This is a genomic window from Deinococcus sp. YIM 134068 (assembly GCF_036543075.1).
GTDB classification, from domain to species: Bacteria; Deinococcota; Deinococci; order Deinococcales; family Deinococcaceae; genus Deinococcus; species Deinococcus lichenicola.
Genome location: NZ_JAZHPF010000032.1, coordinates 18,827 through 27,127, shown reverse-complemented (window position 1 = coordinate 27,127; position 8,301 = coordinate 18,827). Strand labels below are relative to the sequence as shown.

Below are 8,301 nucleotides of genomic sequence, written 5' to 3'. Positions count from 1 at the left end.
AGTCTGGAGCTGAGCCAGGACAGCCTGGTAGAGTCGAGGAGCGTCCCCGGCGGCATTTTCAGTTGTCACAAACAGAAAGTGTCCCCTACCGGGGACGCTTTCTCATACTTTCTGTCAGGCGGTCAGCTACCGCGCCTCTGGCGACGCGACATCGACTTCCCCGAGCGGTAGGGGACTGAAACCGCTCTGGAGGGTCGCCTTAGCGCGGCTGGTAAAGGGCGACATCGACTTCCCCGAGCGGTAGGGGACTGAAACTGTACTGGCAGGGCTGGTACGTCTGCGCGCTGAACGCGACATCGATTTCCCCGAGCGGTAGGGGACTGAAACGACATGCCTTACTTCGTGCCCATCGCGGCAGTCATGAGTTCCAACGACTTCCCCGAGCGGTAGGGGACTGAAACGCCACCACGAAGGGGGCTGGGCGCGAAAGCAAAGGGTTCCAACGACTTCCCCGAGCGGTAGGGGACTGAAACCCGTCGCCGTCCCGCAGGCGGTCGGTGAGTTCATCGGTTCCAACGACTTCCCCGAGCGGTAGGGGACTGAAACATCCGCCGCGCCGCGTCCACGGCGAGCGCCAGTTGGTTCCAACGACTTCCCGAGCGGTAGGGGACTGAAACGTCGGCTCCTGTGGCACGGCAGACGAGGGGGCCGCACTCCGAGGCGTTGTTCTGGCCTGGCCTGAGTTGGCAGAAGTTGTCGTCCCCCTTTGACCGGAGACCAGGAACCATGAGCACCCGCAGGCGCTGAACACAGGGGCCTGTTCCAACTCCAGTAGCCACAGCCACCTCTCGCTATTAAACTTCGTGTCAGATGAGTAAAATCGGTCAGAGGCTGGGGGTGCGTGCGGGCAGGGCCGCCCCCGGTTCTGCGGCGGACGGTGAGAGCACCGGGCCGCTCGGGTGACGCACCCGCCAGCCGTCGCCCTCCCGCTCGGTGTACAGCGCGCCGGAAATCCCCAGCACGGTGTGGAACACGTCCGCCGCCTGCCGGGCGAGGGTATCCACGTCGCCCGTGTCCGCCGCGAGGTCGGTGAAGCGGGCGACGGCGGCCAGCGCCTCACGCTCCTCGGCGAGCGCCCGCACCGCCCCCGCCCGTTGCAGCGCCAGGGTCAGGCCGTGCCCCAGCGCCCGGAACACCCCCTGCTCCCGCCCGCCCCAGCGGGTGCGGCCCCGCAGCCGCAGGCCCGCCGCGAGGACGCCGATTACCTCGTCCCCCTCGAAGAAGGGCTGGAACGCCACGGCCCCGTACACCGCCGGCTCCTCGACGCCCTGGGCCGGCGTCTCCCAGCCGTCCACGAAGACCATGCGCCGCTCCCGCTGGGAAGGGCGCTGGACAGCACGAGGTCCAGGGCCGCGCGCAGGCTGTGCGGCCCCCGCGCCTGGGGACCGAGCGGCGTGCGCGACCAGTCGAGGGCCGTGATCCGGGAACGCTGAGCGGGTGTGGTGGGGGCAGGCGGATCGTCCACAGTTCCATGAGGATAGGCGAGGAACACTGGAGGCAGACGAGGAATCCTTGCAGGCCGAGCTGCCGGAACCGACCCCTGACCGCTGGGCCGCTTCGGGGCGACCCCCACGCGGCCCCGCGTCTCCAGAACGTTCGGGCGTCGCCTCACGCCAGGAATCGCGCCGACTCGAAGGGCACGTGCGTCTTCTTGTGGAAACCTCGCTGGTGGCAGACGGCGCGTGTGCTTGTAGCCGAGCCGCCGCCAGAAGCGCAGCCCCGCCCCGTTCTCCTCCACGACCGACAGCACGACGCGTCGCCCGCCCTGACCGCGCACCCACGCCGCGAACGCCCCGTGCAGGGCCGCGCCCGCGCCGCGCCCGCGCACCCCGGGTTCGAGCAACATCAGCCCGAGGTCCCACGTGCCCGCCTCCGGGTGGTCGCACAGCGCCTCCAGGACGCCGACCAGTTGCCCAGCCCCGTCGAACACACCGAGCGTCGCCTTGCGGTCGGGGGCGACGCCGGGCGGGACGTTCTCGAAGATGCCCCCGGCCTCGTGGTCGCCCGGCGCGACGCCGTTCACCTGAAGGCCGGAGTCCGCGCAGCGCGAGAAGAGCGCGTCGAGGCGGCGCAAGGTCCGCAGAACGGCTCACTTCACCCACCTTCACCACGACAGCCCGAACGCCCACGACGCCTCAGGGCCGAACCTTGTTTCTCCGTTCCATGAACGACGAACGACGACTTCGGGGGCGCTCGACGAGGGGAGGGCAGGTCGGCGGTCCTCATCCCTCACCACTTCCCCCCCACGTTCCCATCGCCCGCTTTGCCCGGCGGTGCCCCACCCGGACGTAGCCGCGCGTGGTGTTGACATCGGCGTGGCCGAGCACCTCCGCCACGGCGACGAAATCGCCCAGCTCCTCGTAGAGCCGTGATCCCATCGCCTTGCGGAAGGCGTGGAAGCCGCGCCAGTCGGTGCCGCCGTCCCCGTCCTCCTGCGCGAACAGCGGGGCGACGTGGTAGGCCGCGCTCGCCCGGTCGCGGAAGGAGAACACCCGGTCGCCCCGGTGGGTGCGCCGCCGGGGCAGCAGCCGCGCGGCGCGCAGAGCGTGAGCGAGCGGCGGCGTGAGGGGCACGAGCCGCGAGCGCCGCCCCTTGCCCGAGCGGACGGTGAGGTCGAGTTCGGTGAGATCCACGTCCGCCCACGTCAGGTCGAGGGCCTCCTGAATCCGCAGCCCGCTGTGCGCGAGCAGCAGCACCAACAGCCGGGTCTGGAGCCAGCGCGTCCGCGTGCGCGGGGGGGCCGCCTCCGTCCCCGCCCGCAGCCGGGCGTACACCCGCTCCAGCACCGCCTCCGAGTACGGGGGGTTCTTCTCCAGCGGGTGACGGCGGTCGCGCGGCAGCACCACGTCCTCGAAGGGCGTGGCCTGGGTCGCCCCCGCCCAGCGCAGCGCCCGGTACAGCAGCGCGGCGGCGGCCACCCGCGAGCGCACCGTCCCGATGGACCGGCCCTGCCGCAGCAGCAGCTCGTTCACCCACGTCTGCGCGAGGTCGCGCTCGGGCCGCAGCAGGTTCCACGCCCCGGCCCCCGCGTGCGCCACGAAGAGCCGCACCCCGGTTCGGTAACTGCGCCGCGTGTGCGCGCTCAGCAGCGCCCCCGCCTCGCCGTGCAGGGTCAGGTACGCCTCGGCGAGCAGCCACAGCGTCCCCGCGTCCTTGTCGCGGGCCGCCTCGGTCGCCCGGCGGCGGCGCTCGTCCGGCGGCAGCGCGGCGAGGTGGGCGGTGCGGGTATGAAGGTCGGCGTGCGGGAGGACGAGGGTCATGGTGGGGTAAATTCTACGATAAGGTGTGTTATCAAAGAAATCGTCGGCTGGCCCATGACCCTGGTGAGGGAGGTCGAGTTGCCGACCTCGTGCCGGGAGGGTGACTCACGGCCTTCATTCCCACCCCCTCTCACTCGTCTCAGGCACTGGGAGAGGCACGACAGAGATGCGCCCTGGCTGGACGTTAAGATTGTGAAGACGGTCGGTGGTGCCGTGCGAGGCGAATCCAGAGGCAGCGCGCTTTGCCGAGTTGTGAAGAGGCGGAAGCAGAACGCGTGTTGACCGAATCGCATCTCAGGTAGTCGCTGGAATCGTCCTGAACTGCATGGGAGGACCGATCATCGCCAGGCAGGGAGGACTGCGCCCATGACTCTTGCCGCCGACGCCTTTCCTCCACTCGTGCCCGAAACGCTCCTTGAGCGCGCCCTGCTCGCCTACGCGTTGCCCGAACCGACCGAACTGCGCTTTCTGCGTCGCGGGTACAACGATCACTCCCTCGTGACCGCCGGGGGGCAACGCTTCATCCTCCGCGTCTACCTCGACGACAAGCCGTATCTCCGTGGCCCTCACGACTTCCTCTCGGAAGTGGAGGTCCTGGCCGGGTTGAAAGCTCAGGGCGTCAGCGTGAGTTCGCCCATCGCCCGCCGAGACGGCACCCTGCTCGGTCGGGTGGAAGACGCTCATGGTGAACGGCACGTGGCCCTCTTCGAGTTCGCGGAGGGCGACGAGGTTTCAGGCGGGGAGTTGAGTGAGAGCGCCGCCCACCACCTGGGTCTGACCGTCGCCACGCTCCATCTCAGGGCCGATGAGGCCCGGCTCGGCCACCGTCGACCGAGCCTGGACGAAACGTTCCTGGTGGACCGGCCCGTCGCCGCCCTCCAGCGCATGCTGGGTCAGGAGGCGGGCTTTCTGCGGGAGTACGGGGAGGGTCTCAAGCGGCGGCTCTCGAGGCTTCCACGGGACGCCGGAGCGTTCGGCTTCGTGCATGGTGATCTGCACCTGGGCAACGTGCATGTGAGCGAGGAGCACGGGTGCACCCTGTTCGACTTCGACCACTCCGGCCTCGGCTGGCGGGCGTACGATCTGGCGGTGTTGCGGCTTCGCCTCGACGAGACGCGGTGGAACGCCCTGCTCGGGGGCTACCGGACGGTGCGTCCGTGGTCGCAGAGAGACATGGATAGCGTGCCCCTGTTCACCGAGGTGCGTCAGCTGTGGGACCCCGGCGACTGGTTCGCCATGTGGGAGACCGGGGCGTGGGGTCGGTCGAGCCTGGAGGAGGTCCCGCCCGCGCGTCTCCTCGAACGCCTCCGCGTGTTGGCGAACGCGGGGACGGATTGACCGACTGACAGACGGCGGGCGTTCCGTTCCGGCAACGTCGTTGACGTTCTATCGGGCGTGGAGCCGACGCTCAGTGCCCGGCGTGCGCGCCCTGCTTCCTCGGCAGGAAGTGCAGCGCCGCCACGATGACGGCCCCGATGAGCAGGCCGATCATGGCCGAGCCGAGCGTCTCCACGAACCACTCCACCACGCCCCCGGCAAACGGCACGGCGTGGCCCGCCGCCACCGCGTCGTCGTGCAGGGCGTGGGCCAGCCCGCCGACACCGAACTCCTCCAGCCCGACGAGGATGATGTGGCCGCCCACCCACAGCATCGCCGCCGTGCCGATGACGGACAGGGCCGCCAGGACCATCGGCATGCCCTTCACCAGGCCGCGCCCAAGACCACGTGAGGGGCCGGAGCCGTTCGCCAGCCGCAGGCCGAGGTCGTCCATCTTCACGATCAGGCCGACCACCCCGTACACCAGCGCGGTGATCAGGAGCGCCACGACCAGGAGGATCACCGCGCGCAACGCGAACGTCTGGTCGGCCACCTCCGCGAGCGCGATCGCCATGATCTCCGCCGAGAGGATGAAGTCGGTGCGGATCGCCCCGGAGACCATCTGCTCCTCGTGGGCCTGGCTGGAGAGCTTGGCCTCCTGCGCGTGGGCGTCCTCGTGGTGCCCGGCCACCGCCTCGTACAGCTTCTCGGCACCCTCGAAGCACAGATAGGCCCCGCCCACCATCAGCAGGGGCGTGATCGCCCACGGCAGGAACTGGCTGAGCAGCAGCGCCACGGGCAGGATGAACACCACCTTGTTCCGCAGCGAGCCGCGCGCGATGCGCCAGATGATCGGCAGCTCGCGCTCGGGCGAGAAGCCCGTGACGTAACGCGGCGTCACCGCCGTGTCGTCCACCACCACACCGATGGCCTTGACCCCCGCCTTGCTCGCGGCGGCCCCGATGTCGTCGATGGAGGCCGCCGCGAGCCGGGCGATGGCCGCCACGTCGTCGAGCAGCGCGACGAGACCGCCGCTCATCGGGCCTGCCCGCCGGGAAGACGCTGGGAGTCGGGGAGGGTATGGAAGGGGTGCCGGGCGGCCATAGGATTCACAGCCTACCAACCTCAGCCTGCGGCGGGGTCAGGGGCTATTTACGGTGCGTTGCCCTTTGGGACCGGGGCGCGGCGGCGGGCGGCACAGGGACAGCCCACACCACGGGTCTTGACGGAGAGAAGAGTATTCCGGTGGCTGGCGGCTGGAAGCTGGCCGCTGCTGGCCGCTGCTGGCCGCTGCTGGCCACCCCCTCAGTCTCAGGTCGTCTTCCTCGCCGGGCGGTCCTCCGCCGGGGTCTCCCCCAGCAGGGCACTGTAGACCTCGCGGACGGCCCGCGCGTAGGCCAGGGCTTCCTCCAGGCTTGCGGGCTTGTCGAGCGCGCGGTGGACGATCTGCTCGGCGAGTTCCAGGGCACGGGTCTTCCATTCCGCCGTCGCCGCCTGTTTGCTGGGCATGGCTCACCTTACACCTGCTCAGGGACACCCGCTCGGGCGTCCGCCCTCACGTCACGACAGGCCGGGGGAGCCTCCCGTGCCCGCGCCGCCCCGCGTGGCGCGCAGTTCGTCGCGGATTTCGGCGAGCAGCTTTTCCTCGTTGCTCGGCTCGGCGACGGCGGGCTTCTCCTCGCGCTTGAAACGTTCGTTGAGGCGGTTGAGGGGCATCACGACGAAGAAGTACAGGATGGCGGCCACCAGAAGGAAGTTGATCACCGCCGTGATGAACGCGCCGTAGTTGAAGCGGGCCTGATTGACCACGAAGGACCCGCCGATCTCCGGGCCGCCGCCCGTGAGCGCCTGAATCAGCGGGTTGATGAACCCGTTCGAGAAGGAGCTGACCACCCCGCCGAAGGCCGCGCCGATCACCACGCCGACGGCGAGGTCCACCACGTTGCCGCGCAGGATGAAGTTCCGAAAGCCCTCGATCATATCCGCCACCTTTCCCCGCGCCCGCTGGGGGGCACGCCCGCTAAGCCGTCTTGAGAATTTGTCTCGATGAACGACCGGTGCGATGGGAGGCAGAGGCCGGAGAGCCGCTTCCGTTCCCCTTCCCGGTCTCTCCTCTGTAGAGCTATCAAAAGAAAAATCCCCGCGTGGGGCGCGGCATGTGTCTAGACGGGTGTGTCTGGAGGAGTGGCGGTGAGCCTGGCGGTAGATGTGACGGCGGCGTGGACGTAGAGGTAGAACGCGAAGCCCTACAAATGAACGTCGGCAGGACAGAACCAGGGAGCAGCCCACGTCTCCCCTTTCCTGTCGCCTGGCCCCTGAACAACTGGCCCTCTCCCCGCCTTGTCAGGAACACTTCTCAAAATAACCCCGTGCTAAACGCCCTTTCTTGACGAATGGACGAACCCGGCGTAGGGTAATTCCGAGTAACAAGGTCGGAATATCCCGCCTGTTCACAGCGTCTTCCCTGCCGCCCCGCATTCGTCGGGCGCGGTGGTGAGCCGTTCACCCGTCACGTGATCCCGGTGCCGGGAGGGATCGGGGCGTTCTGCCGCCTCCCATCCCGGCCTCCTTCCGCCCGTCCGCTCATCTCAGAGGAGTCCTCCCACCATGCCCAAGCGCACCACCGCCTTGCTCGCCGCCCTCACCCTCACCTCCTCCGCGTTCGCCGCGTCCGTGAAGGGGGCAGACGGCGTGACCGTGAACGTGACCCAGCCCCGGCGCGTGGTGGCGCTCAACGGGACGACCGTGGAGCTGATCTACCGACTGGGCCAGCAGAAGACGCTGGTGGGGCGCGACGTGACGGGCACGTACCCGGCGAACACCCTTCCCAGTGTGGGCCACTGGGCGCAACTGCCTGCCGAGGGCATCATCGCGCTCAGGCCCGACCTCGTGATCGGCACGGCGGACAACTTCGCGGCGGGGCGCAACGGCACGGTGGTTCAGCAGTTGCGCGCGGCGGGCGTGAAGGTTCTTGTGCTGCCCCCCTCCGACAGCGGCGGGCTGGAGGGCGTGGCGACCCGCCTGAACATGCTCGCGCAGGTGTACGGCGTGCCGACCGCCGCGCAGGCGCTGACGCAGAACTTCGGGACGCAGCTCGCCGCATTGCGCGCGAACCGGTCCAAGACCGCCCCCAGGGTCATCTTCCTGTACGCCCACAGCCCCAGCGACGCGAGCATCTACGGCACAGAGGGGGGAGCCAACACCCTGATCGAGCTGGCGGGGGGCCGGAACGTCGCGCCCTTCGCGGATGTCAAGCCCCTGACCGCCGAGGCGCTCGTGGCGCTCAACCCTGACGCCATCGTGATGCTGGAGCGCGGGCTGGAGTCGGTGGGCGGGGTGGAGGGTGCCCTGAAGATGCCGGGCGTGGCACAGACGAACGCGGGACGGGGCCGCCGCATCTACGCTGTGAACGACTCTATCCGCTGGATCGGGCCGCGCTTCCCGGAGTTCGCGCTACGGCTCGCGCGGCAGTGGAAGGCGGATTTCGGGCGGTGAGGGGGCGGCCAGCAGCCAGCGGCCAGCGGCCAGCGGCCAGCGTGGGAAGGCGGCGGGCGATGAGCGGGCGGGAAGGGTTGGAAGGTCTCACTCCTCCCCCGCGACGCCTGACGTGCAAGACGAGAAACGTCACCCAGACGGACGTTTTTGCTCCCTCACCCCTTGCGGGTGACTCGGAGAGCTGCGAAGCAGAGGGCCGGGGAGAGGGGTGGCGAGCCACGCTCGCCCA

The 8,301-nt window shown here is 69.4% G+C and carries 8 protein-coding genes; 2 read left to right on the top strand and 6 right to left on the bottom strand.

Annotation, left to right across the window (positions count from 1 at the left end):
- Positions 1-824 precede the first annotated feature (824 nt).
- The 3 genes from V3W47_RS18415 to V3W47_RS18405 all read right to left on the bottom strand — a co-directional run bounded on the left by V3W47_RS18415 (position 825) and on the right by V3W47_RS18405 (position 3,260).
- The gene (locus V3W47_RS18415) at positions 825-1,250 is read right to left on the bottom strand and encodes a hypothetical protein (protein ID WP_331826696.1); all 426 of its coding nucleotides are present in this window, start codon (positions 1,248-1,250) and stop codon (positions 825-827) included.
- Complete coding sequence (locus V3W47_RS18410) at positions 1,202-2,074, bottom strand: GNAT family N-acetyltransferase (protein ID WP_331826695.1); 873 nt, start codon at positions 2,072-2,074, stop codon at positions 1,202-1,204. The genes V3W47_RS18415 and V3W47_RS18410 overlap by 49 nt, the downstream gene beginning before the upstream one ends.
- Before the next feature lie 148 nt (positions 2,075-2,222).
- A complete protein-coding gene (locus V3W47_RS18405; protein ID WP_331826694.1) occupies positions 2,223-3,260 on the bottom strand; it encodes a tyrosine-type recombinase/integrase in 1,038 nt (345 codons plus the stop codon).
- A gap of 366 nt (positions 3,261-3,626) precedes the next feature.
- Here V3W47_RS18405 and V3W47_RS18400 point away from each other — a divergent pair, with 366 nt between their 5' ends.
- Positions 3,627-4,598, top strand: a complete 972-nt coding sequence (locus tag V3W47_RS18400; RefSeq protein ID WP_331826693.1) for a phosphotransferase — start codon at positions 3,627-3,629, stop codon at positions 4,596-4,598.
- A 70-nt stretch (positions 4,599-4,668) separates the two neighbouring features.
- Here the strand turns inward: V3W47_RS18400 and V3W47_RS18395 are convergent, their stop codons facing one another.
- The 3 genes from V3W47_RS18395 to mscL all read right to left on the bottom strand — a co-directional run bounded on the left by V3W47_RS18395 (position 4,669) and on the right by mscL (position 6,557).
- A complete protein-coding gene (locus V3W47_RS18395) occupies positions 4,669-5,616 on the bottom strand; it encodes a DUF808 domain-containing protein (protein WP_331826692.1) in 948 nt (315 codons plus the stop codon).
- Between the two features lie 272 nt (positions 5,617-5,888).
- The gene (locus V3W47_RS18390; RefSeq protein WP_331826691.1) at positions 5,889-6,086 is read right to left on the bottom strand and encodes a hypothetical protein; all 198 of its coding nucleotides are present in this window, start codon (positions 6,084-6,086) and stop codon (positions 5,889-5,891) included.
- A 51-nt stretch (positions 6,087-6,137) separates the two neighbouring features.
- A complete protein-coding gene (gene mscL / locus V3W47_RS18385; protein ID WP_331826690.1) occupies positions 6,138-6,557 on the bottom strand; it encodes a large conductance mechanosensitive channel protein MscL in 420 nt (139 codons plus the stop codon).
- A 627-nt stretch (positions 6,558-7,184) separates the two neighbouring features.
- On the opposite strand from mscL, the gene V3W47_RS18380 reads away from it, so the two are divergent.
- Positions 7,185-8,072: a heme/hemin ABC transporter substrate-binding protein gene (locus V3W47_RS18380; RefSeq protein ID WP_331826689.1), complete on the top strand. Its 888-nt coding sequence runs from the start codon at positions 7,185-7,187 to the stop codon at positions 8,070-8,072.
- The last annotated feature ends 229 nt before the right edge of the window (positions 8,073-8,301 follow it).